22 protein-coding genes are annotated in these 25,693 nt (G+C 54.2%); 19 read left to right on the plus strand and 3 right to left on the minus strand.

Annotated features, from left to right (window positions below; translation table 11 throughout):
• The first annotated feature begins 16 nt into the window (after positions 1–16).
• Complete coding sequence (locus PHT20_RS03750) at positions 17–1,081, plus strand: two-component system response regulator (RefSeq protein WP_301019497.1); 1,065 nt, start codon at positions 17–19, stop codon at positions 1,079–1,081.
• Positions 1,082–1,121: 40 nt separating this feature from the next.
• Here the strand turns inward: PHT20_RS03750 and PHT20_RS03755 are convergent, their stop codons facing one another.
• Entirely contained in the window at positions 1,122–1,565 is a 444-nt protein-coding gene (locus PHT20_RS03755; RefSeq protein ID WP_301019498.1) for a universal stress protein, read from the minus strand.
• 147 nt (positions 1,566–1,712) lie between these two features.
• Here PHT20_RS03755 and PHT20_RS03760 point away from each other — a divergent pair, with 147 nt between their 5' ends.
• From PHT20_RS03760 to PHT20_RS03795, 8 genes are all read left to right on the plus strand, one after another.
• The gene (locus PHT20_RS03760) at positions 1,713–4,025 is read left to right on the plus strand and encodes a cation-translocating P-type ATPase (RefSeq protein ID WP_301019499.1); all 2,313 of its coding nucleotides are present in this window, start codon (positions 1,713–1,715) and stop codon (positions 4,023–4,025) included.
• The gene (gene ccoS, locus PHT20_RS03765; RefSeq protein WP_300083216.1) at positions 4,025–4,162 is read left to right on the plus strand and encodes a cbb3-type cytochrome oxidase assembly protein CcoS; all 138 of its coding nucleotides are present in this window, start codon (positions 4,025–4,027) and stop codon (positions 4,160–4,162) included. The genes PHT20_RS03760 and ccoS overlap by 1 nt, the downstream gene beginning before the upstream one ends.
• An 89-nt stretch (positions 4,163–4,251) precedes the next feature.
• On the plus strand, positions 4,252–5,694 hold the full coding sequence (gene ccoN, locus PHT20_RS03770; protein WP_301019500.1) for a cytochrome-c oxidase, cbb3-type subunit I: 1,443 nt from the start codon (positions 4,252–4,254) through the stop codon (positions 5,692–5,694).
• A gap of 11 nt (positions 5,695–5,705) precedes the next feature.
• On the plus strand, positions 5,706–6,332 hold the full coding sequence (gene ccoO / locus PHT20_RS03775; RefSeq protein ID WP_301019501.1) for a cytochrome-c oxidase, cbb3-type subunit II: 627 nt from the start codon (positions 5,706–5,708) through the stop codon (positions 6,330–6,332).
• 13 nt (positions 6,333–6,345) lie between these two features.
• Complete coding sequence (locus PHT20_RS03780) at positions 6,346–6,489, plus strand: cbb3-type cytochrome c oxidase subunit 3 (protein ID WP_301019502.1); 144 nt, start codon at positions 6,346–6,348, stop codon at positions 6,487–6,489.
• 24 nt (positions 6,490–6,513) lie between these two features.
• Positions 6,514–7,413, plus strand: coding sequence for a cytochrome-c oxidase, cbb3-type subunit III (gene ccoP / locus PHT20_RS03785; RefSeq protein ID WP_301019503.1), 900 nt, complete (start codon positions 6,514–6,516; stop codon positions 7,411–7,413).
• A 79-nt stretch (positions 7,414–7,492) separates the two neighbouring features.
• Positions 7,493–8,932 (plus strand): cytochrome c oxidase accessory protein CcoG, encoded by a 1,440-nt coding sequence (gene ccoG / locus PHT20_RS03790; RefSeq protein WP_301019504.1) that lies wholly within the window; start codon positions 7,493–7,495, stop codon positions 8,930–8,932.
• A gap of 19 nt (positions 8,933–8,951) precedes the next feature.
• Complete coding sequence (locus tag PHT20_RS03795) at positions 8,952–9,233, plus strand: FixH family protein (protein ID WP_301019505.1); 282 nt, start codon at positions 8,952–8,954, stop codon at positions 9,231–9,233.
• Positions 9,234–9,242: 9 nt separating this feature from the next.
• Here the strand turns inward: PHT20_RS03795 and fnr are convergent, their stop codons facing one another.
• A complete protein-coding gene (gene fnr / locus PHT20_RS03800) occupies positions 9,243–9,953 on the minus strand; it encodes a fumarate/nitrate reduction transcriptional regulator Fnr (RefSeq protein ID WP_301019506.1) in 711 nt (236 codons plus the stop codon).
• Positions 9,954–10,094: 141 nt separating this feature from the next.
• Between fnr and hemN the strand changes: the two genes are divergently transcribed.
• From hemN to PHT20_RS03850, 10 genes are all read left to right on the plus strand, one after another.
• Positions 10,095–11,492, plus strand: a complete 1,398-nt coding sequence (gene hemN, locus PHT20_RS03805) for an oxygen-independent coproporphyrinogen III oxidase (RefSeq protein ID WP_301019507.1) — start codon at positions 10,095–10,097, stop codon at positions 11,490–11,492.
• A gap of 9 nt (positions 11,493–11,501) precedes the next feature.
• Entirely contained in the window at positions 11,502–12,179 is a 678-nt protein-coding gene (locus PHT20_RS03810) for a sulfite exporter TauE/SafE family protein (RefSeq protein ID WP_301019508.1), read from the plus strand.
• A 40-nt stretch (positions 12,180–12,219) separates the two neighbouring features.
• Entirely contained in the window at positions 12,220–13,230 is a 1,011-nt protein-coding gene (dusA, locus tag PHT20_RS03815; RefSeq protein ID WP_301019509.1) for a tRNA dihydrouridine(20/20a) synthase DusA, read from the plus strand.
• Between the two features lie 151 nt (positions 13,231–13,381).
• Positions 13,382–16,894 carry a chromosome segregation protein SMC gene (gene smc, locus PHT20_RS03820; RefSeq protein WP_301019510.1) on the plus strand — a complete coding sequence of 1,171 codons (3,513 nt, stop codon included), beginning with the start codon at positions 13,382–13,384 and terminating at the stop codon, positions 16,892–16,894.
• Positions 16,895–16,897: 3 nt separating this feature from the next.
• A complete protein-coding gene (locus PHT20_RS03825; protein WP_301019511.1) occupies positions 16,898–17,926 on the plus strand; it encodes a cell division protein ZipA C-terminal FtsZ-binding domain-containing protein in 1,029 nt (342 codons plus the stop codon).
• A 9-nt stretch (positions 17,927–17,935) separates the two neighbouring features.
• A complete protein-coding gene (ligA, locus tag PHT20_RS03830) occupies positions 17,936–20,191 on the plus strand; it encodes an NAD-dependent DNA ligase LigA (RefSeq protein ID WP_301019512.1) in 2,256 nt (751 codons plus the stop codon).
• A gap of 52 nt (positions 20,192–20,243) precedes the next feature.
• Positions 20,244–20,522, plus strand: coding sequence for a DUF1778 domain-containing protein (locus PHT20_RS03835; RefSeq protein ID WP_300083240.1), 279 nt, complete (start codon positions 20,244–20,246; stop codon positions 20,520–20,522).
• Positions 20,519–21,046, plus strand: a complete 528-nt coding sequence (locus PHT20_RS03840) for a GNAT family N-acetyltransferase (protein WP_300083242.1) — start codon at positions 20,519–20,521, stop codon at positions 21,044–21,046. Before PHT20_RS03835 ends, PHT20_RS03840 begins: the two co-directional genes overlap by 4 nt.
• On the plus strand, positions 21,043–21,600 hold the full coding sequence (def, locus tag PHT20_RS03845) for a peptide deformylase (RefSeq protein WP_301019513.1): 558 nt from the start codon (positions 21,043–21,045) through the stop codon (positions 21,598–21,600). Before PHT20_RS03840 ends, def begins: the two co-directional genes overlap by 4 nt.
• 14 nt (positions 21,601–21,614) lie before the next feature.
• Complete coding sequence (locus PHT20_RS03850; RefSeq protein WP_301019514.1) at positions 21,615–22,928, plus strand: hydroxyacid-oxoacid transhydrogenase; 1,314 nt, start codon at positions 21,615–21,617, stop codon at positions 22,926–22,928.
• 146 nt (positions 22,929–23,074) lie between these two features.
• Here the strand turns inward: PHT20_RS03850 and PHT20_RS03855 are convergent, their stop codons facing one another.
• A complete protein-coding gene (locus PHT20_RS03855; protein ID WP_301019515.1) occupies positions 23,075–25,666 on the minus strand; it encodes a [protein-PII] uridylyltransferase in 2,592 nt (863 codons plus the stop codon).
• Positions 25,667–25,693 lie beyond the last annotated feature (27 nt).

Consider the following 25,693-nt stretch of genomic DNA (forward strand, 5'->3'; position numbering starts at 1 on the left):
ATGAAATGATCAGGTTATGACTTACAAAGTGTTGATCGTCGACGATGCGGAAATCAATTTGATTTTGTTTGATGCTTTGGTCAAACGCATGGGCAACAGTGAATCAAAAACTTTTGCCAGTGCGCCAGACGGACTGGCTTGGGCCATGAGCCATGAGGTTGATTTGGTGATTGTGGATTACATGATGCCTGAGCTTGATGGCATTGAATTCATAACCCAATTGCACCAAACACCTGGCAAAGAAGATGTGCCCATCTTGATGATCACGGCCAATGATCAAAAGCAGGTTCGCTACCGTGCGCTGGATGCGGGCGCGACTGATTTTTTAACCAAACCAGTCGACAAAGTTGAGTTCATGGCGCGTGCCAACAACATGCTGCTCTTGGGTGCCAACCGCAAAGCCTTGGCCAACCGCGCCGAATGGCTGGCCAGTGAGGTGCGCAAAGCCACCACTGAGATCGTGCAGCGTGAGCGTGAAACCGTGATCCGTTTGTCTAAAGCTGCTGAGTACCGTGACCCCGAGACCGGGGCGCACATCTTGCGCATGGCACATTATTCAGAATTGATTGCCAAAGGCATGGGGCTTTCTCTGGCCGACCAGGAATTGCTGTTGCAAGCGGCACCCATGCATGACATTGGCAAGGTGGGGATTGCTGACCAAATTTTGCTCAAGCCAGGCCGCTTGACCCCTGAAGAGTTTGAGGTGATGAAACTGCACGCCATTTATGGCTATGAAATTCTCAAAGGCAGTGAATCCAAGGTGCTGCAGGCCGGTGCCGAGATTGCGCGCGCGCACCATGAAAAATTTGATGGTTCAGGCTACCCCAGGGGGTTGAGTGGCGAAGATATTCCAATCTTCAGCCGCATTGTGGCGGTGGCTGATGTGTTTGACGCACTGACTTCTGAGCGACCCTACAAAAAAGCTTGGCCGCTGGAGCGGGCGGCAGAACACATCAAAGAGAGTGCAGGCAGCCATTTTGACCCACGCTGTGTGGATGTTTTCATGGCGCATTGGGATCAGGTGCTTGAAATCAGGCATCGCTTTCAAGATCAGGAAGAAGCGCGTAACGCTACACATTAAATAGCTGTCAGCGCTTGTATGAAGGGTGCTAGAGCCATATTTAACGCAAGACCAGCACAGGAATGTGTGAGTGGGTCAATACTTGCTGCGTTTCGCTGCCCAACAGCAAGCGCTTGACACCACGACGGCCGTGTGAAGCCATCACAATCAAATCGCATTTGTGTTTTTTGGCTGTCGCAATGACGGCGTCAGACACCACGTCTGATTTGATGGTGAGGGCGCGGGTTTTGACACCTTGCAACTCAGCTGTTTTTTTGACCTCATCCACCACAGCCTGGCCTTCTTCAGCCCATTGTTTTTCAATGCGACCCACTTCAGCGGCTTGCAAGGCCAAGCCACCTTCAAAATAACTTTGCGGATAGCGCGGCACCACCTTTAAGGCAACCAAGCTTGCGCCGGCCAGAGCAGCCAAGGCAATGGCGCTGTTCACGGCTTTTTTAGACAGAGCGGAACCATCAGTGGCAACCAGAATTTTGTCGTACATGTGAATCTCTCCGTAGTTTAAAAAACATCAGCATATCCCTACACTCAAGGCCATTCTTGATTTAAGTCAGGTTCATTTCAACTTGTCTAAGATAACCTCATTCAATATTTTTCATCTTTGATCCATTTGAACGCCTCTTTGTATCCTATGTCTGCACCAACAACATCAAGCGCCAACGAATTGCGTGTGAAGACAGACCCACTTGGCACGCTGCAGCTGCTTGACGATGCGCAAGAGTGGAGTGCGTTCAGCCGGCCGGCTCAGCAACAACCAGGTTGCTGGGAATCCAATGTCTTGATTGAAGGCATGCATTGCGCTGCATGCGCTTTGACCATTGAAGATGCACTCAAAGCGGTGCCCGGTGTGCTCAAGGCCGAGGTCAGTGCGGGCAGTCACCGTGCCAAAGTGGTCTGGGTAGAGCAGCAAGTGGCACCCTCGGGCTGGATGCATGCCGTGCAAGATGCAGGCTACCGCGCGTTGCCAGCCAATGATGCCTTTGCGCGTGAGCGGCGCAAGGTGGAAGCGCGCAAAGCGTTGTGGCGAATGATGGTGGCTGGGCTGTGCATGATGCAGGTCATGATGTATGCCTACCCCGCCTACACCGCCCAGCCGGGTGATTTGTCCGGCGAAATGGAGCAATTGCTTCGCTGGGCTTCTTGGGTATTGAGCTTGCCAGTTTTGCTGTTTTCTTGCGGACCGTTTTTCAAGAATGCTTGGCGTGATGTGCTTCACCGACGCGTGAGCATGGACTTGCCTGTGGCATTGGGCATGTTGATCACATTTGCGGTCAGTACTGCAGGCACATTTGAGCCCACCGGCATGTTTGGGGCAGAGGTTTATTTCGACTCTTTCACCATGTTTGTGTTTTTCTTGCTGACTGGTCGGTGGTTGGAATTGCGCTTGCGTGACAAGACGGCAGGTGCGCTGGATGCGCTCATGAATCGGCTTCCAGAGGGTGTTGACCGACTTAAAACTGATGGCAATTATGAGCGTGTGCCTGTGCGCAGACTGAAGGTGGATGATGTCATTCGGGTGTTGCCTGGTGAGGCGTTTGCGGCAGACGGTGTGGTGGTGCAAGGTGTCACCTCGGTGGATGAGTCTTTGTTGACCGGAGAGTCCAGGCCAATCTCTCGCGGTGTGGGGGATGAAGTCATCTCAGGCAGTCACAATTTGTCTGCAAGGGTGCAAATCAAAGTCATGCAGGTGGGAGATGACACTCGATTTGCACAAATTGTGAAGCTGATGGAGAGCGCATCCACCACAAAGCCTTCTCTTGCGCACTTGGCTGACACCATTGCCAAACCCTTTTTGATAGGAGTGTTGCTGGCCGCAGGGCTGGCCTGTGCCTATGGGTGGAGCACCGACCCTGAAAAAGCGTTGATGGTGGCTGTGTCAGTGTTGGTGGTGACCTGCCCCTGTGCGTTGTCTTTGGCCACACCGGCAGCCATGTTGTCTGCGGCCGGGGCATTGGCTGCACGCGGCGTCTTGGTGCGCCGACTGGATGCCTTTGAATCATTGGCTGCCATTGACACGGTGATGTTTGATAAAACCGGCACGCTCACGCGCGATGCCATGGTGTTGGGGCGGATGCAGGTGAGGCAAGGGGTGAGTGAGCAACAGGCGTTGAGTGCGGCGGCTGCATTGGCAAGCCAGTCTTTGCATCCGGTGTCTAAAGCCATTGTGGCGGCGGCTCAATTGCAGCAATTGCAGCCACTTTGGCTAGTAACGCAAGTCACTGAGTTGGCCGGACAGGGCGTGAAAGGTGTTTTGCATGAAAGCACTTTTTCTGCTGATCCGCTGAGTGTTCGCCTGGGCTCGGCCAGTTTTTGTCATGTATCAGAACCTGTGACTGACACGCTTCGGGTCTACCTGGCCGATCAGAATGGTTGGTTAGCCAGTTTTGAGTTGCAAGAAGACATCCGTCAAGATGCGGCGCAAACAGTGGCAGATTTAAAGCGCCATGGGATAGCCGTGCACTTGCTTTCAGGTGATGCCAGCGACGCTGCAGCAAGGGTGGCGGCCAGCGTTGGCATCACTGAAGTGCGTGGACATTGCTCACCACAAGAAAAACTTGATTTTCTTAAAAACGCGCAGTTGCAGGGCAGAAAAGTGGCGGTGGTGGGAGACGGCTTGAATGATGGACCGGTGTTGGCTGGTGCACATGCTTCTTTTGCATTTGGTCAGGCTGTGCCACTGGCACAAGCCCAGGCCGATTTTTTGGTGCCAAGCGGCCGTCTGACGCATGTGCTGGATGCCTATTTACTGTCAAAACGCACGTTGGCGGTGGTTCGACAAAACTTGACTTGGGCAGCCGTTTACAACTCGGTTTGTGTGCCATTGGCAGTGCTCGGTTGGCTACCCGCTTGGGCTGCGGGTTTGGGCATGGCCAGCAGTTCATTGCTGGTGGTGCTCAATGCTTTGAGATTGTCGAAACAAACACAATTTGATCGGGATTTTTGATGGACATTCTTTACATGCTTGTGCCGCTGTCAGTGGTATTGGTTTTCTTTATCATCGGTGGCGTGTGGTGGGCAATCGACAGTGGACAATTTGATGATTTGGAGCAAGAGGGCGAGCGAATTCTTAAGGATGGATAAGAATTTTCGCGGCTGATTTGATTTGTATCAAATGGTGACACAGTGGCATCATGCACACTTGTAAGGTCTAACTTTAAAACGAGGTGAATATGGCATTTTCAAATTCGCAGGCAACAACTTACAACGACAAGGTTGTAAGGCAGTTTGCCATCATGACTGTGGTTTGGGGGGTGGTCGGCATGCTGGTCGGCGTAATCATTGCCGCCCAGCTGGCTTGGCCGGAGCTCAATATGGGCATCTCATTTTTGTCATTTGGTCGATTGCGCCCTTTGCACACCAATGCCGTGATTTTTGCCTTTGGTGGTTGCGGTTTGTTTGCCACTTCTTACTACGTAGTTCAGCGAACTTGCCAAGTACGTTTGTTCAGCGATAAGTTGGCCGCATTCACTTTTTGGGCTTGGCAGTTGGTTATTTTGTCTGCTGCGGTTTCGTTGCCTATGGGTTTTACTGAAAGTAAGGAATACGCCGAGTTGGAATGGCCTATTGACATCCTGATCACAGTGGTTTGGGTGGCTTACGCAATCAACTTTTTTGGCACCGTCGGAACACGAAAAGTTAAGCACATTTATGTGGCGAATTGGTTCTTTGGCGCTTTTATTCTTGCCGTGGCTTTGTTGCACATTGTCAATAGTGCAGCTATTCCTGTTGGTCTTATGAGCATGAAGTCTTATTCAGCTTACGCCGGTGTGCAAGATGCCATGGTTCAATGGTGGTACGGACACAATGCAGTGGGTTTCTTTTTGACTGCAGGCTTTTTGGGCATGATGTATTACTTCATTCCTAAGCAAGCGGGTCGACCGGTTTACTCTTACCGTCTGTCCATTGTTCACTTTTGGGCATTGATCTTTACTTACATGTGGGCGGGGCCTCACCATTTGCACTACACCGCTCTGCCTGACTGGACTCAGTCTATTGGTATGGTGTTTTCTTTGATTTTGTTGGCACCGAGTTGGGGTGGCATGATCAACGGCATCATGACCTTGTCTGGCGCATGGCACAAACTCCGTGATGACCCTATTTTGCGTTTCTTGATTGTGTCGTTGTCCTTCTACGGTATGTCTACCTTCGAAGGCCCCATGATGGCAATCAAGACAGTGAACGCTTTGTCTCACTACACTGACTGGACAGTGGGTCACGTTCACTCAGGCGCTTTGGGTTGGGTTGGGTTGGTCACCATGGGCTCCATGTACTACCTCATTCCACGTCTGTTTGGTCAAAAGGCAATGTTCAGCGTGAAAGCCATCGAGGTTCATTTCTACATGGCAACCATTGGTATTGTGTTGTACATCGCTGCGTTGTGGATTGCCGGTGTCATGCAAGGTTTGATGTGGAGGTCTATCAATGCAGATGGTACTTTGACATACACCTTTGTGGAATCGGTCAAGGCCAGCTATCCCTTCTATGTGCTTCGCTTGGCTGGTGGTTTGTTGTATCTCTCTGGCATGATCATCATGCTGTGGAACACAATCAAAACCGCTACTGCTGGACGCTCTGTCACAGTCAACATCCCAGCTGTTGCTGCTCACGCTTGAGGTAAATCACTATGTCTACATCTAATCAAAGCGGCGGTCTGTCGCACGCCACCATTGAGACCAACAACGGTCTGATGATTGTGCTGATGCTTATCGTGTTGTTGTTTGGTGGGTTGGTTGAAATCGTGCCTTTGTTTTTTCAAAAATCAACCACGATTCCTGCACCTGGTCTGAAACCTTACACATCGTTGCAGCTTGCTGGTCGCGACATTTACACGCGTGAGGGTTGCTACAACTGTCACTCACAAATGATTCGTCCATTCCGTGCTGAAACTTTGCGTTATGGCCCCTACTCCAAGGCCAATGAGTTTGTGTATGACCACCCGTTTCAATGGGGTAGCAAGCGCACAGGTCCAGACCTGCACCGTGTTGGTGGTAAATACAGTGACCAGTGGCAAATTACTCACTTGAATAACCCGCGTGATTTGGTGCCTGAGTCGATCATGCCAGCCTATCCATGGTTGATGAACACGCCAGTTGACGCTGCCACGATGCCATCACACATGACAGCTTTGCGCAAAGTGGGTGTGCCTTACACGGATGCTGAAATTGCAGCTTCTGTTGAAGAGCTCAAAGGCAAGACCGAAATGGAGGCTGTCGTGGCTTACCTGCAGGTTTTGGGAACTACATCAAAATAAACAGGAGACATTCATGGAGTTTGATGTCAACACACTTCGTTCTGTGTCTACATTGGTGAGCTTTGTTAGTTTTATTGGCATTATTGTTTGGGCTTTTTCCCGAAAAAATTCTGCTGACTTTGATAAAGCTGCCAATTTGCCATTTGAGCAAGATTGACCCTCTCACCTGATTGGAAAAAAAATGAGTGATTTCACTAGTAATTTTTGGGAAATATACATTTCCGGCATTTCATTGGTTGGCATCATTGCTTGCTTGGTCTTGTTGATCATCACTGGGAAAATGAAAGCTTCCACAGCGGCGGACAACACGACTGGTCACGTGTGGGATGGTGACCTGCGTGAAATGAACAACCCGCTGCCACGGTGGTGGAGTTTCATGTTTGTGTTTACTGTTATTTTTGCATTGGCTTACCTCGTGTTGTATCCCGGGTTAGGTAGCAACAAAGGCACTTTAGGCTGGACTTCTGCAAAACTGCATGCGGATGAAGTTGCAAAGGGAAATGCTGAAATTGCACCGATTTATGCCAAGTTCATGTCAATGAAACCTGAAGAGGTGGCCAAAGATGCGCAAGCGATGGCAATTGGTGAGCGGTTGTATGGCAACAATTGTGCGCAATGCCACGCATCCGATGCACGCGGTAACAAAGGTTTCCCCAACTTAACTGATGGTGATTGGCTCCACGGCGGCACCCCAGAGAAAATCAAAGAAACCATTACGGGTGGTCGAAATGGCAACATGCCACCGATGGCGGCAGCTGTAGGCACTGCTGAAGATGTTAAAAACGTAGCTCAATACGTCTTGAGTCTCTCTGGTAGCCCACATGACTCAGCTCGTGCAGCACTTGGTCAAGAAAAATTTGCAGTCTGTGCAGCCTGCCATGGTGCAGATGGCAAGGGGATGCAAGTGGTGGGTTCTGCTAATCTGACTGACAACATTTGGTTGCATGGTTTTGGAGAAAAAGCCATTCTTGAAATGGTCAACAATGGCAAAGTGAATGTAATGCCCGCTCAAGGTCAGCGTTTGACTGAAGCTCAAATTCACGTGTTGACTTCTTACATTTGGGGTTTGTCAAACAAATAATTTTGTTTTGACTGGTTAAAGACTTGGTCTCGCGAAAGCTGAGATCAGGTCTTTTTTCGTTTTTATCATTGGAGATGTTGTGACCAACAAAGATTCATCTGAGAAAAAAATCATTCCCATCACACCCATAGAGGATGATAGGGAGACGATTGCCATGTATGCGCCTGAAAAAAAAATCTATCCACGCAGCGTATCAGGTTATTTTTCTAATATCAGATGGATCATGGTTTGGGTGACACAAATCATTTTTTATGGTTTACCTTGGTTGGCGTGGGGGCAGCGTCAGGCCGTTTTGTTTGATTTGGGTACGCGTCGTTTTTACATTTTTGGTTTGGTTTTATACCCACAAGATTTGATTTATTTCGCATCGTTATTGATCATTTCAGCTTTTTCATTATTTTTATTTACTGCTGTAGCTGGTCGTTTGTGGTGTGGATATTCATGCCCGCAAACTGTCTACACTGAAATTTTTCTTTGGATAGAAAAACAAGTTTGTGGGGATCGATCAGCGCACATGCGCAACGATGCTGAATCCTGGTCATTTAAGAAAATATCGCGAAAAGGACTCAAACATTTTCTTTGGATTTCTTTTTCTTTGTACACCGGGTTTACTTTTGTAGGGTACTTCACACCCATCAAAGAGCTTACTATTGAAATCTATCAGTTAAATTTAGGTGCATGGGAAGTTTTTTGGGTGTTCTTTTACGGACTCGCAACTTACGGCAATGCTGGTTTTTTGCGTGAACAAATTTGCAAACACATGTGCCCTTATGCACGGTTTCAAAGTGCCATGTTTGACAAAGATACGCTGGTAGTGGCGTATGACCTAGCACGCGGCGACCCAAGAGGTGCTCGTTCACGGAAGGCTGATCCTGCGCAATTGAATTTAGGTTCCTGTGTTGATTGCAATTTGTGTGTTCAGGTGTGTCCAACTGGCATTGATATCAGAAACGGCTTGCAGTACGAGTGTATTGGTTGCGGTGCTTGCGCTGATGTTTGTGACACTGTGATGGACAAAATGGGTTATGAGCGTGGTTTAATTAAATACGCTACTGAAAACTCCATGTTGAGTGGTTGGTCTAAACAGCAAATTTGGAAAAGAATCTTCAGACCTAGAGTTTTGATTTATACCGGGCTACTGGCGCTTATCGTCGGTGGATTAATTTACAGCTTGAATGATCGCAAGCCTTTCAAAGTGGATGTTGTTCGCGACCGTGGTGTAATGGCACGGGTTGTTGAAGGCGGGAAAATCGAAAATGTTTACAGATTGCAGATCATGAACGCAACCGAACAAATCCAGCATTACAGCGTGACAGTATCTGGTTTGGATGGTTTAGAAGTCGTTTCAGACAATCATTTGGAAGTCGGTCCAGCTGAATCGCGTTGGATGGTGTTGCGTGCATTGTTGCCAGCAGATGCCGCAGAACCTGGCTCACATAGAATCAAATTCCGTATTTTTTCGATTGACATGGAAGATCATGATTCCGAAAAATCTACATTTATCGTCCCGAGAAACTAAGAGAAACTAAGAGAAACTCATGAGCATTTCAACCGAAACGATCAACGAATCATCTACTCCTTGGTGGAAGCATGGTTTCGTCTGGATGGTCATTGCCGGTCCTGCCATTGTGGTGGTAGCTAGTTTTGTGACCTATTATTTGGCGACGAGTCGCCCCAACGAGATTGTCAGCAATGATGCCTACAAACCTCAAAGGCAATCTGATCAGAGCATTGAAGCTCGACGCAGGGAAAGTGGCGAAGCTCCTGCGCTAGAGGGTCGTAATCATGCGACCACTGGTGTGGTGCCAGTAACCAAATAGGATTTGAACTTATCGTGGGTTGACAATGGCTTGCAAGGCATCGGTGTTGAGGATGTGAACATGCCTTTGCTTGACATCTACCACGCCATCATCGACAAATTTTGAAAAAGTGCGACTGATGGTTTCTAGTTTCAGGCCTAAGTAGCTGCCAATTTCCTCACGGGTCATTCGCAAAATAAGTTCAGATTGTGAAAAACCTCGCGCATGAAGTCTTTGAGCCAGATTCAAAAGGAAAGCAGCTAGGCGTTCTTCAGCGCGCATGCTACCCAGCAACAGCATGACACCATGCTCACGCACAATTTCACGACTCATGATTTTGTGAACATGGTGTTGCAGCGCGTTGACTTCTCTTGACAAATTTTCAATTTGTGCAAAAGGCATCGCGCAAATTTCACCGTCTTCAAGCGCAATGGCATCGCAGGTGTGGTGGTCATGGACTATGCCATCGAGTCCAATGATCTCACCGGCCATCTGGAAACCTGTCACCTGATCTCTTCCATCCTCAGAGGTGATGCAGGTTTTGAAAAAACCGGTTCGAATGGCATAAAGGTTAGTGAACCTATCGCCATTATGAAAAACTCGCTCGCCACGTTTGATTTTTCGACGTGAACCGATGATGTTGTCAATTCGATTGAGTTCTTCATTGGACAAGCCCACGGGCATGCAAATCTCTCGCATGTTGCAGTCTGTACAGGCAATTTTGATCGTTTCATGGTTCATGCTTTAGATTTTGACATTGTTTTTCAGCATCATCTGATTTAAGTCAATTTTGCTTGGCTACATTTCTTGATTTAGTTGATTAAGATCAAGACTCATATTTTGTCGTTTAGGCACAGTGATACGCATTGTTAAGGAACATTCATGATCGAGAGTACAGCCGAGCCCATCTCTGAGAGTCTTATTCGACAGTACGATGTTTCCGGCCCCAGGTACACGTCTTATCCAACAGCAGACCGTTTTGTAGAAGCCTTCACCTCTGAGGACTACATTCAAGCGCTTGAGCAACGCCGCTCTGGGGCTGCTGCCATGGTGCTTCCGTTGTCGCTTTACATTCATATCCCGTTTTGCGAATCACTTTGCTATTACTGCGCTTGCAACAAAATCATCACCAAGCACCATGATCGCTCGGCCGCCTATTTGAAATATTTGGCGCTTGAGGTTGCTTTGCACACGAAGCACATGGGACTTGGTCAGGTGGTTTCGCAATTGCATTTGGGTGGAGGCTCTCCCACCTTCATGTCGGATGCTGAATTGTGCGAACTTATGGCGCTGCTCAAGCAAAACTTCAGTTTCACGCCAGGGGGCGAGTATTCGATAGAGATTGACCCTCGCACGATTGACGCCAACCGGTTAGACACTTTGGCAGACTTAGGCTTTAACCGTTTGAGCTTTGGCGTGCAAGACTTTGATCCGGCTGTTCAAAAAGCTGTCCACCGCGTGCAACCTGCCGAACAGGTTTTTGCGTTGGTCGATGCAGCTCGCCAGCGCGGATTCGAATCCATCAACGTTGATTTGATTTACGGTCTCCCAGAGCAAACACCAGAGTCGGTCAAGCGCACCCTCGCCCAAGTCAATCAACTCAGGCCAGATCGCATAGCGCTTTACGCCTATGCTCATCTGCCAGAGCGCTTCAAGCCTCAGCGCCGTATTTCATCCACAGAAATTCCTACGGCTTCTTCCAAAATCACCATGCTGGCTGACTCCATGTCGGCCTTGATGGATGCTGGGTATGTCTACATTGGCATGGATCATTTTGCGTTGCCAAATGATTCTTTGGCAGTTGCCAAACGCCAAGGGCGTTTACACCGAAATTTTCAGGGTTACAGCACCCAGCCAGATTGCGACATGATTGGGTTGGGCGTTTCATCCATTGGCCGTGTGGGTGCCACCTACAGCCAAAATGCCAAAACACTTGAAGATTATTACGACTACTTGGATCAAGGTTTGTTTCCGGTGGTAAAGGGTTTGGCATTGACGCGTGATGATTTGGTTCGTAGAGCCGTCATCATGGCTTTGATGTGCCAAGGGCGAGTGTCTTTTAAGTCCATTGAGCTTGCTTATCTGGTCAATTTCAAAACTTATTTCGCCAAAGAAATGGGTGTTTTGCAAGATCAAGTGAAAGAGGGTTTGATTGAGCTTGATGCCAGTGGCATCCAGGTCACGGCCAAAGGCTGGTTTTTTGTGCGGGCTGTTGCCATGGTGTTTGACCAATATTTTCAAACTGACCGTACCCGTGCCAGGTTCTCCAAAATTCTATAAGCCAAGGGTATGCAAACAACCCTTGCCACCACGGCACTTTTGATGGGCTTGGCCGGTGGTCCGCATTGCATTGCCATGTGCGGTGCAGCGTGTGCTGGCATTGGTCAAGCCGCTGGGGCGGCTAAAACCTCAGCCATGTGGACATTTCAGTTGGGACGCATGCTCGGCTATGCCGGCCTGGGTGCTGTGGCTGCTGCTTCCATGCAAGGTTTGGGGTGGTTGACCGTGCAATCTACTGCCTTGCGGCCGGTTTGGAGCATGTTTCACGTGGCCATGTTCATGCTTGGTCTGGTTTTGATGATCAAAGCCCAGCAGCCCGTTTGGATGGAACAGGCCGGACGAAAAATTTGGAGTGGCGCCAAAAGCTTGGCCATGGGGCGGGGCAGGGGCGCGCCCATGGTCATTGGCGTGCTGTGGACATTTCTTCCATGCGGTTTGCTCTATTCAGCGCTGTTGGTGGCTGGTTTGACCGGGCACCCTTTCGACGGTGCATTGGTCATGGCCTTGTTTGCTTTAGGCACCAGCGTCTCCATGATGCTTGGCCCCTGGCTTTGGTTGCGACTCAAAGGCAATGGCTCGGGCGATTGGGGCGTTCGATTGGCTGGGCTGGCCTTGGCAGTGAGTTCGGTGTGGGCGCTGTACATGGCCTACGCGCACGACACTGCGCCTTGGTGCGCCACCTCCTGAGCGCTTCTTTGGCTGGTGCGCCGGCTGGATAATCGCACGCATGACAAGTTTGCACCTCCAAAACAATCAGCGTTGGCGGCTTGCAGTGGCTCCCATGCTCGAATGGACTGATCGTCACTGCCGCTATTTCCACCGTCTCATCACCCGCCACGCCCTGCTTTACACAGAAATGGTCACCACCGGTGCACTCATTCATGGTGATGTGGCTCGGCATTTGGCATTTAACGCAGAAGAGCACCCGGTTGCGCTGCAACTTGGCGGCAGTGAAGCTGCTGATCTGGCTCAATGCGCCAAGCTGGCGCAGCAATGGGGTTACGACGAAGTGAATCTCAATTGTGGTTGCCCCAGTGAGCGTGTGCAGCGCGGGGCGTTTGGTGCTTGCTTGATGCGTGAGTCACGTTTGGTGGCTGATGCGGTCAAAGCCATGTGCGACACCGTCAGTATGCCGGTCACGGTCAAGCACCGCATTGGTCTGGATCGAGCTGAAAGCTACAGTTTTGTGCGTGATTTTGTGGGTGAAGTGAATCAAGCCGGCTGCCGCACATTCATTGTGCATGCCCGAAATGCCTGGTTAAAGGGCTTGAGCCCCAAAGACAACCGCGAAATACCACCCTTGCGCTACGAGGTGGCCTACCAACTCAAACAAGACTTTCCGGATGTGGTGATTGTGCTCAACGGCGGTATCAAGGACAGTGCGCAAATTCATCACCACTTGGCGCAAGTCGATGGTGTCATGGTCGGGCGCGAGGCATATCACAACCCTTGGTGCATGGCGTCATGGGATACCGAATTTTTTGCATCCACCGGCACGCGCGATGACCTTGCACCACCAAACTCGTTGACCCGCGAATGGGTTGAACAACGCATGGTGGCTTACATGCAGCAGGAGCAGGCTGCGCAGGGCACGCCGTGGCCTCACATTGCACGACACATGCTGGGTTTGCGTCATGGTTTGCCGGGGTCTAGGCATTGGCGGCAGGTGTGGAGTGATCACAAACTCAAAAATTTACCACCTGCCCAAGTGATGGCCATGGCGCACGCGCAACCCTGACATGCGCTGATGACTTGCGCCATTAGAGCGCAACGAGGCTGCAAGTTATCATCAAGCAGCCATTTGGCAAGTCTTCAAAATCTGGGTTTCATTGTCATTTTTGGAATCATCTCTATTCTGGGTATTCCACTTGTTTTTGTCATAGCTCTCTGTGCGACTCAATTCCATCAAGCTTTCCGGGTTCAAATCATTTGCCGAACCCACCAATTTTTTATTGCCCGGACAGTTGGTCGGCGTGGTGGGCCCCAACGGCTGTGGCAAATCCAACATCATGGATGCCGTGCGCTGGGTTCTAGGGGAAAGCAAAGCCTCAGAGTTGCGTGGCGAGTCCATGCAAGACGTGATCTTCAACGGCACCACCACCCGCAAACCTGCCAGCCGCGCCAGTGTGGAGCTGGTGTTTGACAACGACGACCATCGTGCCGGTGGTCAGTGGAGCCAGTTTGGTGAAATTGCCGTCAAACGGGTGCTCACCCGTGATGGCAACAGCAGCTACTTCATCAACAACCAGGCGGTTCGCCGCCGCGATGTGCAAGACGTGTTCCTGGGCACAGGGCTTGGCCCACGCGCCTACGCCATCATTGGCCAAGGCACCATCAGCCGCATCATAGAAAGTCGCCCTGAAGAACTAAGGTTGTTTCTGGAAGAGGCTGCCGGGGTTTCCAAATACAAAGAGCGTCGCCGTGAAACCGAAAACCGCCTGTCTGATACCCGTGAGAACCTGACCCGGGTCGAAGACATTCTGCGTGAGCTCAACAGCAACCTTGAAAAGCTTGAAAAACAAGCCGAGGTGGCTCAAAAGTACAACACCTTTCACGCTTCAGTCACACTTAAACAGCATCAGCTTTGGTTTTTGAAGTGTGCAGAGGCGCAAAACGACCAGGCGCGTGTGCATGCTGATTCCCTTGGCGCTGTGAACGCCCTTGAAAGCCGCATGGCCGATTTGCGCCAGATTGAATCTGAACTTGAAACCGTGCGTCAAGCGCACTACGCCGCGGGTGACCAGGTCAACCAAGCCCAAGGCTTGCTTTATGAAGCCAGCACCGAAGTCGGACGTCTGGAGGCTGAAATTCGGTATGTGGTCGAGAGCCGCCAGCGCGTAGAGCTGCGCCTGAAGACCCTTCAAGAACAAACCACACAATGGCAAACACGCAGTGAAGACGCTCAAACTGACCTTGAAAACTTGGCTGAGCTCGAACTTCTGGGCGAAGAAAAAACCGAGCTGCTCAACGCCCAGGTTGAAGAGCAAGCGCAGGCTTTGCCTGATTTGGAAGATGCCTTGCGACAAGCCCAACTGGTGGCCAACCAGCAGCGCAACAGCGTGACTCAGGTGCAACAACAGCTGGGGGTTTTAGCTGCTCAGCAGCGCCACATGGACGATCAGTTTCGCCAATTGAGCCTGCGCCATGAACGGCTGCACAGCGACAAAAATGCGCTGACCGCACCCGATGAGCAGCACCTGTTGGCACAGCAATACCAGCTAGACCAAGCCATTGAAGCCACCACCGAGGCCCAAGCCCGCGTGGTGACGTTGCAAGACAGCCTGGCCGAGCTTGAGGCTCAGCGCCGCAGCCAGCAAACGCTGGTGAATACCGAATCAACCCTGTTGGCAGACCTGACAGCCCGGCATGAGGCTCTGAAAACCCTGCAAGCCAAAGTGCAGACCGACGGCAAATTGCAACCCTGGTTGCAGCGCCATGGGCTGGATCATTTGCAAGGCCTGTGGACGCGTTTGCACATCGAGCCCGGTTGGGAAAACGCCCTTGAAGGCGCTTTGCGCGAGCGTTTGGCTGCCCTTGAAGTCAGCCGTCTGGAGTTGATGAGCGCTTTTGCCCAAGACGCTCCACCGGCCAAACTGGCTTTTTACACCCCTGCGGGGGCAGCGTCTGCCTCGCCCAGCCACGGCCTGCCACGTTTGATGGAACTGCTGCACTGTCACGATGCCAACCAACACGCCGTGCTTGCAGACTGGCTGCAAGGCTGCTACACCGCCACTGATCTGACCTCTGCGCTGGCGATGCGGTCGCAGTTGCAGGCGGGTGACACCATCTACGTCAAGTCGGGGCATGCGGTCAGCCGTCACAGTGTCAGTTTTTATGCCCCAGACTCTGAGCAAGCCGGCCTGTTGGCACGTGCCCAGGAAATTGAAAACCTGGACAAACAGCAACGCGCCCAAGTGCTGTTGGCGCAAGACGCGCGCGCTGCGCTCAGCCGTGCTGACGCCGCTTTTGCCGACCATTCACAACAACTGGCCGCGGCGCGACGCGAGGCGCAAGCGCTGCAAAACCAAAGCCATGGCCTGCAAGTTGAAACGTTGCGCCTGACCCAGCTGGCCGACCAAGCGCGCCACCGCAGCGCCCAACTTGATGCAGATTTGGCTGAAGTGCAAGACCAACAGACCAGTCTGCAAGAAAGCCGTGCGCAAGCCGAAGCCCAGTTTGAAGACCTTGACCTGCAGTTGGCTGAAACCCAAGAGCGCCACGCCCAGCTGGAAGACCACGTGATCCTGGCCGAGCGCAAGTTGGCGCAATGCCGCGAACAACAGCGCACGCTGGAGCGCCAAGCGCAAGAGGCCACGTTTGCCCTGCGCAGCTTGACTGCGCGTCGCGGCGAACTTTCTCGTGCGCTAGATACTGCAGCGCAACAGGTCAGCAACCTCAGTGCTGAAGCACAAAGGGCTCAAGACGAATTGGCCCGCCTTAACGACGCGGCCGCACAAGGTGGCTTGCAGCAAGCCCTGGCCACCAAACTTGAGCGTGAAAAACACCTGGGTGCGCAGCGCAGCCTTTACGATGACCTGACCGCCAAGTTGCGCGCCAGTGACGAGCGTCGCCTGCAGCTTGAGCGTGAGCTTGACCCCTTGCGTGCACGCATCACTGAATTCCAGCTCAAAGAGCAAGCGGCGCGCCTGGGCTATGAGCAATACCAGCAACTGCTGGCCGATGCCAAGGCCGATCTGGAGGCACTGGCCGCCTCGGTGGCCAATGGCGCAGTGCGCCTGCAGGGCTTGCAAAGTGAAATTGACCGAGTCAACCGTGACATCGCCGCCTTGGGGGCCGTCAACTTGGCTGCGCTTGACGAGCTGGCCTCTGCCCGCGAGCGCAAAACGTTTTTAGACGCCCAAAACGCAGACCTGGTCGAAGCCATGACCACGCTGGAAGACGCCATCCGAAAAATTGATGGCGATACCCGCGAACTGCTCTCTGGCACCTTTAACCAAGTCAACGCCCATTTTGGCAAGATGTTCCCCGAACTCTTTGGCGGTGGCAATGCACGCTTGGTCATCACCGGGGAAGAAATCCTTGACTCTGGCGTGCAGGTCATTGCCCAGCCACCTGGCAAAAAAAACCAAAGCATTGCGCTGCTTTCCGGCGGCGAAAAAGCGCTGACGGCGATTGCGCTGGTGTTTGCCATTTTTCAACTCAACCCGGCACCGTTTTGCTTGCTTGACGAGGTGGACGCACCGCTGGATGATGCCAACACCGAGCGCTATGCCAAACTGGTGGCCAGCATGAGCACCGAGACCCAGTTTTTATTCATAAGCCACAACAAAATTGCCATGGAAATGGCCAAACAACTCATCGGTGTCACCATGCAAGAGCAAGGTGTTTCTCGGATTGTGGCGGTCGACATGGATGCCGCGCTTTCAATGACCAAGGTGTAAGCAATGAGCCAATTTCAATGGGGTTTGATCATCACCGGCGCGCTGTTGCTGCTGGGCATTTTGTTGCAAGTCTTGTGGTTGGCGTGGCGCAACCGCGCGCGGCGGGTAATTGCCCCGTCCGAGGCCGATCAGGTGCCCACCAACCTTGAGCCCACCCTGAATGACACGGTGGCAGATGACCTTGAGTTTGCCCTGCCCACACCAGAGAAAAAACCAGGCCTGGATGCCTTGATCGATGTCATTGCCCCGATTGCCCTGGACACTGCCGTCAGCGGTGAAGCCCTGTTGGCGGCCATGCCACCCACACGCCGGGTGGGTAGCAAGCCCTTCGCCATTGAAGGCTTGGTTCATGGCCAGTTGCAATGGGAATTTCCTCAGGTGGGGCAACGCTACAGCCAGTTGCAAGCGGGCATCCAGCTGGCCAACCGCAGCGGCGCGCTCAATGACATCGAGTTTTCAGAATTTGTCATGGCCACCCAGACTTTTTGCGACCTGGTGGGGGGCTCGCCCGATTTTCCAGACATGCGCCAAGAAATTGCGCGTGCGCGTGAGCTAGACCAGTTTGCCAGCGACCACGATGCCCAGCTCAGCTTTGTGTTGCGCGCGCGCCGCGCCGCCTGGAGCGCCAGCTACATCCAGCAAATGGCCGCCAAACTGGGCTTTGTGCCAGGTGTCATGGCTGGGCGCATGGTGGTGCCTTCCAGCATGGGGGGCTTGCCACCGGTGTTGAGCTTGTCGTTTGACAGCCAGGCCGCCTTGTCTGAAGACCCCGCCCAATCTGCCTTGCGCGAGGTCACCTTGTCATTGGACGTGTCCCAAGTTGACCGCGGTGAACGTGCCTTTGAGCGCATGCGCGAGGCAGCCGTCACATTGGCCAAAGACATGGACGGTGTGGTGACCGACGACAACGGCATGGCCTTGCCCGCCGAAGCTCTGGACGTGATTGGTTACGAGTTGGCGCACCTTTACGACACCTTGGCACAGCGTGAGCTGGCAGCAGGCTCGGTGTTGGCGCGGCGCCTTTTTTCCTAAAAATATGCCATGACTTCGCCCGATTTGTTTGCCACGGCCAAAGACGTTTTAGACGCATCCGAGGTGACCGCCCCCCCAGTTGCGGCGCAGGCAGCGGCCTTGCGCGCCACTTTGCACGCCCACGCCCACCGTTATTACGTGCTAGACGACCCCAGCGTGCCCGATGCCGAATACGACCGCTTATTCAAAGCGCTGCAAGACCTGGAGACCCGATACCCCGCGCTGCTGACCCCCGACTCCCCCACCCAGCGCGTAGGTGGCAAGCCTTTGGCGGCCTTTGCCCAGGTGCGCCACGCCGTGCCCATGCTCAGCATTCGCACCGAAACCGACACCACTGCCAGTGGCGCAGAAAACTTTGATGCCCGCATTCGCCGCGAGCTGGGGCTGACCGACGCTGACCCTGCCGTGGACTACGTGGCCGAGCCCAAGTTTGACGGCCTGGCCATGAATTTGCGTTATGAGCAGGGCGTGCTGGTGCAAGCTGCCACCCGGGGCGACGGTGAAACTGGCGAAGACGTGACGCAAAACATCCGCACCATTGGCCAGATTCCGCTGAAATTGCCCGCAGGTGTGCCGCCGGTGCTGGAGGTGCGCGGCGAGGTCTACATGCGCCGCGACGACTTTGAAACCCTGAACGAACGCCAGCGGCAAAAAATCGCTGCCGGGGCCAAGGGTGAGAAAACCTTTGTCAACCCGCGCAATGCCGCCGCCGGCGCTGTGCGCCAGCTAGACCCGGCCATTGCCGCACAGCGCCCCTTGAGCTTTTTTGCCTACGGACTGGGTGAGATCACATCCGCAGCGCAGGGCAGACCGCCATGGGCATCGCACCTGGAGCTGCTGCAAACCTTGAAATCATGGGGTTTTCCGGTTTGCGACCTTGTCAAACAAGCACAAGATGCTATTGAATTGGTATCGTTTTATCAAACCATTGGGCAGCAGCGTGACGGCCTGGGGTATGACATTGACGGTGTGGTTTACAAGGTCAACAGCCTGGCGCTGCAGCGCCAGCTGGGTTTTGTCACGCGCGAGCCGCGTTGGGCCGTGGCGCACAAGTTTCCTGCGCAAGAAATGCTGACCACCGTGTTGGCCATCGACGTGCAGGTGGGGCGCACCGGCAAGCTCACCCCCGTGGCCAAGCTCGCTCCGGTGTTTGTCGGTGGCGTGACCGTGACCAACGCCACCTTGCACAACGAAGACGAAGCGCGCCGCAAAGACGTGCGCGTGGGCGACACCGTGGTGGTGCGCCGCGCCGGTGATGTGATTCCGGAGGTGGTCAGCGTGGTGCTGTCGCCAGACACTGCCGGCTCTGGCGCGTTACCCTTGCCCGAGCGTGGCGCGGTCTTCACCATGCCGCACACCTGCCCGGTGTGTGGCAGTGTCGCGCTGCGTGAAGAAGGCGAAGCCGACTACCGCTGCACTGGTGGTCTGTTTTGCAGCGCCCAGCGCAAGCAGGCTTTTATGCACTTTGCCCAGCGCCGTGCTGTAGAGGTAGAAGGCTTGGGTGAAAAACTGGTCGATCAGTTGGTAGAGCGTGATGTGGTTCGCACTTTGCCAGACTTGTACCGGCTGGGCTGGCGTGCGCAGGCTGAGTTGTTGGCTATCAGTCAAGAGCAACTTGCCGCCGAGCTGGATGCAGACAAGCAGCAAGACCTGGCTTTATCCACCCTGAAGAATTTAGACAGAATGGCGGTCTTATCCGCTCAGAATCTGCTTGATTCGCTACAAAAATCAAAGCAAACCACCTTGCCCCGTTTCCTCTTTGGCTTGGGCATACGCCACGTCGGCGAGGCCACGGCCAAAGAATTGGCACGCCATTTTGGCCAACTCGATGCCATCATGGATGCGTCTGAAGCGCAATTGCTGGAAGTGGCCGATGTGGGCTCCATCGTGGCTCAGAGCATCCGCACTTTTTTTGACCAGCCGCATAACCGCGAAGTGGTGGAGCAACTGCGTGCCTGTGGCATCACCTGGCCTGAAGGCGAACCCGCACAGCGCGCGCCCACACCCCTGAGCGGCAAAACCTTTGTCTTGACCGGCACGCTACCAAGCCTGGGGCGCGAAGAAGCCAAGGCACTGATTGAGGCCGCAGGTGGCAAAGTGGCTGGCTCGGTCAGCAAAAAAACCAGCTATGTGGTGGCAGGGGCAGAGGCCGGCAGCAAGCTCGACAAGGCGCGTGAGCTGGGTGTGCCGGTGCTGGATGAGGCGGCGTTGCGTCTCATGCTGCCTTCCCCTATCCCACCCATCTTGGATGATGCTGCGGTTTGACAACGAGACAACATGATGTACACTTTGGAAACGTACAAATATGGAGTCTGTCATGTCCCGAGTCGCCTTAGAAAGCAACAGTCGCGTCGCTTTGCGGATTCGCAGTGCTGACAAAGCCCGCTTGATGCGTGCTTGTGCTCTAGAGCACACCGATCTGACCAACTTTATTTTGCGCAATGTGTTGCGCGCTGCCGATGCGGTGATCGACCAGGCAGAGCGGGTGCAACTTTCAGACCGTGACAGCCTGCGTGTACTGTCTTTGTTGGAGAACCCGGGCACACCAAATGCCCGTTTGCAGGCAGCCGCACTGGCTTTACCGGTTCAGCCATGAAGCTGCCCGCGTGGCATGAAGAGCCGATTGCCAAACAGCATGATCGACAGGCTTTTGATTGTGGCCAAACCGAGCTCAATGTTTTTTTGCAGTCTCATGCCCGGCAAAGCCATGAACGGGGTGCTGTGAAAACATTTCTGGCAGTTGCTGACAACGGCAACCATCCCGTCCTGGGTTATTACAGTCTCAGCCCCGCCAGCGTTGAATATGCGCGTACGCCAGAGTTGCTCAAAAAAGGGCTAGGTCACTATGACATTGGAGCTTTTCGCTTGGGCAGATTGGCGGTGCACGCAAGCCTGCAGGGTCAGGGGCTGGGTGGACAGTTGCTGCTGGCGGCAGGCCGAAGGTGCTTGCGGGTGGCGCAAGAAGTGGGTGGCACGGTGTTGCTGATTGATGCCAAAACACCGGCTGTTGCTGATTGGTATGCCAGTTACGGTGCACTGTCCTTGCTGGATGCGCCTTTGACACTGTTGTTGCCACTGCAACTGGTCGCCAGTGCGTTAAAAACTTCGCCCCCACCATGAGCGTCAAAACCATCCTCAAAATGGGCGACCCGCGCCTGCTGCGCATGGCCCAACCGGTGACGCGGTTTGATACTGACGATCTGCACCTGCTCATCACCGACTTGCTTGACACCATGCGCGCGGCCGACGGTGCCGGGCTGGCGGCACCGCAAATCGGCGTTGATTTGCAGGTGGTGGTGTTTGGCACCAACGCCCCCAACCCGCGTTACCCAGAGGCGCCTATCGTGCCGCGCACGGTGCTGGTCAACCCGGTGATTACACCGCTGCCAGAGGTAGACGGTGGGCTCGTGCGCGAGGAAGAAGATTGGGAAGGTTGCCTGTCTGTGCCCGGTTTGCGCGGCAAAGTGCCACGTTTTTGGCGCATCCGTTACACCGGGTTTGACCCCTTTGGTGACCCCATTGACCTCACGGTGGAAGGCTTTCACGCGCGCGTGGTGCAGCATGAATGTGACCACCTGATCGGCAAGCTGTACCCGATGCGGGTGCGTGATTTCTCCCAGTTTGGCTTTACTTCGGTGCTGTTCCCGGAGTTGGCCGATTCACCCGACGATTAACGCGGAGTTTGCTTATGTCCTGCTGTCACAACTATTTTGCGGTCACAGAAGGACATGAACATGTCTTCTCGGTGGACATCTCCAGCATCAGCTTTGGTCACGGTGTGCTGGCCGAGGCGGGCGAACACGCCAAGGCGCTGGGCATGCACCGTGTGGCGCTGTTCACCGATGCCACGCTGGCGCAGCTGCCCTGCGTGGCGCAAGTGCGGGCATCCCTGCTGGCGGCGGGCATGGACGTGGTGCTGTTTGATGCGGTTCAGGTTGAACCCACCGACCAATCCTTCAAGGCCGCAGCCCGTTTTGCCGCAGAGGGCAAATTTGACGGCTACGTGTCGGTCGGTGGCGGCTCGGTCATTGACACCTGCAAGGCTGCCAACCTGTATGCCACCTGGCCCACTGGCGATTTTCTGGACTATGTCAACGCGCCCATTGGTGCGGGCAAAGCTGTGCCGGGGCCACTGAAACCGCACATTGCTTGCCCCACCACCTGTGGCACGGGGTCGGAATGCACCGGCATCACCATTTTTGACTTGCTCTCGCACCAGGTCAAAACCGGCATTGCCTCCAAGCGGCTGCGCCCGTCGATGGCGCTGATCGACCCCGCCACCACCTACACCTTGCCAAAAAACGTGGTGGCTTCCAGCGGTTTTGACGTGCTGTCGCACGCGCTGGAGTCGTACACCGCCAAGCCCTTCACGCAGCGCCTGGCACCCGGCAAAGCGGCCTTGCGCCCGATGAGCCAGGGAGCCAACCCGTGGAGTGACCTGGGCTGTGAGGCGGCTTTGAAGTTGCTGGGTCTGTACCTGGTGCGCGCAGTGAACGATGCCAGTGACCATGAGGCGCGTGACCAGCTGATGTACGCCGCCACGCTGGCTGGTATTGCCTTTGGCAATTCGGGCGTGCATGTGCCGCACGGTATGGCGTATTCGGTGGCTGGGCTGGTGCGCGACTTTCAGCCCGAGGGCTATCCCTTGCATGAACCGATGGTGCCGCACGGCATGAGCGTGATCGTCAACGCGCCCTCTGTTTTCCGTTTCACCGCCTGTGCCTGCCCCGAGCGGCATTTGCATGGCGCGATGTGCCTGGGCGCGGATACGCGCGATGCGCAGCCAGACGATGCCGGAGAGGTTGTGGCGCAAAAGCTGATCGCACTGATGCAAGCCACCGGCATTCCGAACGGCGTGGGTGGGGTTGGTTATGGCGCGGCGGATGTGCCCGGTCTGACCAAAGGTGCCTGGGCGCAGCAGCGGCTGCTGACCAATGCCCCGCGTGCCGTGACCGAAACCGACCTGAGCCAGTTGTACCGCGATGCCATGCGCTATTGGTAGCGCAGGTGACCCAGCCGATCAAAAAAACACCTTGATTGCAGTGCCAGGCAAGAGATTAGTTTCATCATTGGCTTAATAAATGCTACATAAAAAATAGCTGCCTAAGCTTATTCTATAAGCTATAGAGGCCTAAAAGGCTTATAACATCAAGCCAGTGCGTCAAGCAGCTCGGTCTCGATCTCGATTTGGTCTCGGTTGTGCTGCAGCGCCGCGCCCTGGATCAAAAACGTGTCTTCCACGCGCTCGCCCAGGGTGTTGATTTTGGCAAGGTTCAGGTCGATTTTGTGCTTGGCCAGCACCCGTGCCACGCTGTAGAGCAAGCCCACGCGGTCACTGGCAGAGATGTTGAGCAGCCAGCGCTGGGCTTTTTCATCGGGCTTGAGGCTGACCCGGGGCGTGATTGGAAAGCTTTTCACCCGGCGCGACACCCGGCCGCGGCTGGGCGGGGGCAGGGGTTCCACTTGGGCGATGACACGGGTCAGCTCAGACTCAATCATGTTGATGAGTTCACGGTAGTGCTCGGTCAGGTTGGTTGAAATCACCTGAAAGGTGTCGAGCGCATAGCCGTTTTGGGTGGTGTGGATGCGGGCGTCCTGAATGCTGAAGCCACTTTGGTCAAAGTAGCCACAAATACGGGCAAACAGGTCTTCTTGGTCATGGGCGTACACCATCACCTGCAACCCTTCGCCCACAGGCGAGGGGCGCGCATACACCATGGGGTCTTTGCTGGTCAGATGGCGTGACAGTTTGCGCGTGTGCCAAGCAATTTCTACCGCATCGTGGCGCATGAAATAGCCCACATCCAGCGTGGCCCAGAGTGCTTTGTGTGACTCAAAAGGTTGGGCATACAGCGCCAGTTCAATCAGCGCGTCGCGTTGGCGTTCTTGCACGGCGGTGTGCACATCGGGGGCATGGCCCCCCAGTGCGCGCGAGGTTGAGCGGTACAAGTCTTCCAGCAGCTTGCCTTTCCAGGCGTTCCACACTTTGGGGCTGGTGCCGCGCACATCAGCCACGGTAAACAGGTACAGCGCGGTCAAATAGCGCTCGCTGCCCACTTGCTTGGCAAAGGCAGTGATGACATCGGGGTCGCTGAGGTCAGACTTTTGCGCGATGCGGCTCATGGTCAGGTGCTCGCGCACCACAAAGGCAATCAGCTTGGCATCTTCAGCGGCGATGCCGTGCTGTTTGCAAAAACGCAGCACCTCTTGCGCGCCCAGCACAGAATGGTCGCCACCGCGGCCTTTGGCAATGTCATGAAATAGTGCCGCAATGTAGAGCTGCCAGGGTTTGTCCCAGCCACCGGCCAGCTGCGAGCAAAACGGGTATTCATGCGCATGCTCGGCAATGAAAAACCGCCGCATGTTGCGCAGCACCATCAAGATGTGCTGGTCAACCGTGTACACATGAAACAGGTCGTGCTGCATTTGCCCGACGATTTTGCGAAAAATCCACAGGTAACGCCCCAGCACCGAGGTCTGGTTCATCAGCCGCATGGCATGCGTCAAGCCGCTGGGCTGCTGCAAAATTTGCAAAAACGTGTGGCGGTTGACGGGGTCACGGCGAAACTTGCCGTCCATCAAGTGGCGGGCGTTGTACAGCGCACGCAGCGTGCGCGCTGACAGGCCTTTGAGCCCCACATGGCTTTGAAACACCAAAAAGGTTTCCAAAATAGCGTGCGGGTCACGTTGGTACAGGTCGTCACTGGCCACCTCGACCATGCCGGCTTTGTACAAAAATTTGTCACTCAACGGGTAGGGCGAGTGGTCAGAGGGGTTGAGCCGCTCTTCAATGTTGAGCAGCAAAATTTGGTTGAGTTGGGTCACCGCTTTGGCGGCCCAGTAGTAGTGGCGCATCAGCGCCTCGCTGGGGCGCACAAACGCCCGGGGGTCGACGTTGGCATCAGGGGGCACGTAGCCAAACGATTTGGCTACCGCAGCTTGCAAGTCAAACACCAGCCGGTCTTCACGCCGGCCGCTGATCTGGTGCAGGCGGGCGCGGATCAGGTGCAGCATGGCCTCGTTGCGCTTGATTTGCTTGACTTCAAACGCAGTGGCCAGGCCATTTTTGGCCAGATCAGACCAGTTGTGGCCAAAGCCTGCCGCTTTGGCCACCCACAAGATCACTTGCAGGTCGCGCAGGCCGCCGGGGGACTCTTTGCAATTGGGCTCCAGTGCGTAAAGTGTGTCTTCATGCTTGGAATGGCGCTGCTGCATCTCCAGCGTTTTGGCGGTAAAAAAAGCGTGCGGGTCAAGGGCTTTGAAAAAGTCTTTTTGAAAGCGGCGAAACAAGGCCTGGCTGCCGGTGATCAGGCGCGCTTCAAGCAACGAGGTCTGCACCGTGACATCTTTGGCAGCTTCATCCAGACAGTCGCTGACGGTGCGCACACTGGAGCCAATTTCAAGCCCCGCGTCCCAACAACTGCCTATGAAGCCTTCAATTTGGGTTTTGAGCGCCGCATTTTCTTCAGGGCACTGGTGCTCTGGCAGCAGCAGCAACACGTCGACATCCGAGTGCGGAAACAACTCGCGTCGGCCAAAACCGCCCACTGCAGCAAGCACAAATTCAGAAGTAAACCCGGCGCGCTGCCACAAAGTTTTGAGTAACCCGTCGGCCAAACTGGCCAGTTGGGTGAGGGTGCGGTGCACACCGCGGGTGGATGCGCCGGTGCCCGCCAGAGCGGCCAGCAGGGCGGCTTTGTCAGCGCGGTATTGGGTGCGCAAGGTGCTGAGTTCAGTCATGACAAAACCTGCTGGGTTGAGCACCGA

Source organism: Rhodoferax sp., from assembly GCF_028715765.1.
Lineage (GTDB): Bacteria > Pseudomonadota > Gammaproteobacteria > Burkholderiales > Burkholderiaceae_C > Rhodoferax.